Source organism: Aeromonas sp. PI_26, from assembly GCF_027854445.1.
GTDB classification, from domain to species: Bacteria; Pseudomonadota; Gammaproteobacteria; order Enterobacterales; family Aeromonadaceae; genus Aeromonas; species Aeromonas veronii.
This window is the reverse complement of sequence record NZ_JAJNOE010000034.1, coordinates 1-1,470: the sequence shown is the minus strand read 5'-3', so window position 1 is coordinate 1,470 and position 1,470 is coordinate 1. Positions and strand designations below refer to the sequence as shown.

General features: G+C 60.0%; 2 protein-coding genes. Both read left to right on the top strand.

Features of this window, described 5'->3' with window-relative positions:
- On the top strand, positions 1–832 hold an 832-nt coding region (gene galK, locus LRL22_RS20380), incomplete at its 5' end, for a galactokinase (protein WP_270906248.1).
- 20 nt (positions 833–852) lie between these two features.
- The coding region (locus tag LRL22_RS20375; RefSeq protein ID WP_270906247.1) for a pyruvate kinase at positions 853–1,470 on the top strand (618 nt) is incomplete at its 3' end.

Genomic DNA, 1,470 nt, shown 5'->3' with positions numbered 1-1,470 from the left:
TGGTTATGCCCTGCGCGGCCTTGATCTGGTGGTCTCCGGCAACGTGCCGCAGGGGGCGGGGCTCTCCTCCTCCGCCTCGCTGGAAGTGGCCATTGGTCAGGCCTTCAAAGAGGCGCTGGGGCTCGGCATCACTCAGGCCGAGATCGCCCTCAACGGCCAGCAGGCGGAGAACAAGTTCGTCGGCTGCAACTGCGGCATCATGGATCAGATGATATCCGCCAGCGGCAAAACCGATCATGCCCTGCTGCTCGACTGCCGCTCGCTGGAGACCCGTCTCATCCCAATGCCAAGCGATCTGGCAGTGCTGATCGTCAACTCCAACGTGCGTCGCGGTCTGGTGGACAGCGAGTACAACACTCGCCGTCAGCAGTGCGAGGCCGCCGCCCGTCACTACGGGGTCAAGGCGCTGCGCGACCTCGATCTGGCCGGACTGGAAGCGGGCAAAGCCGGGCTGGATGAGACCTGCTATCGCCGTGCCCGCCACATCGTCGGTGAAAACGCCCGCACCCTGGCGGCCGCCGATGCGCTAGCGAGCCACGATCTGACACGACTCGGCGAGCTGATGGCCGAATCGCACGCAGCCATGCGCGACGACTTTGAAATCACAGTGCCCGCCATCGACGGGCTGGTGGAGATCATCAAGGCTAAAATCGGCACAGATGGCGGCGTGCGGATGACCGGCGGCGGCTTCGGCGGCTGCGTGGTCGCCCTGTTGCGCCCCGAGAAAGTGGCCGAGGTGATCGCCGCCGTCGAGAGGGAGTATCCGACTGTCTCTGGCTTAAAGGCTGATTGCTATGTTTGTCGGTCAACTGATGGCGCTTGTAGAAATTAAAAAAAACTAGGAACTCAAAAATGAAAAAGACCAAAATTGTCTGCACCATCGGCCCGAAGACGGATTCAAAAGAAATGCTGGCCAAAATGCTGGACGCCGGCATGAACGTCATGCGCCTGAACTTCTCTCACGGTGATTACGAAGAGCACGGCACCCGTATCCGCAACCTGCGCGAAGTGATGGCCGAGACCGGCAAGCGCGCAGCTATCCTGCTGGATACCAAGGGTCCGGAAATCCGTACCATGAAGCTGGAAGGTGGCAATGACGTAGCACTGGTTGCTGGCCAGACCTTCACCTTCACCACCGACCAGACCGTGGTTGGCAACAAAGACAAAGTGGCCGTGACCTATGCAGGTTTCGCCAACGACCTGCGCGTCGGCAACCGCATCCTGGTTGACGACGGCCTGATCGGTCTGGACGTCATCGAAATCACCGAGCGCGAAGTTGTTTGTAAAGTGCTGAACAACGGCGATCTGGGCGAAAACAAGGGCGTCAACCTGCCGGGCGTCTCCATCAAGCTGCCGGCCCTGGCCGAGAAAGACAAGCGCGACCTGATCTTCGGTTGCGAGCAGAGCGTTGATTTCGTTGCTGCTTCCTTCATCCGCAAGAAAGAAGACGTACTGGAAATCCGTGAGCAC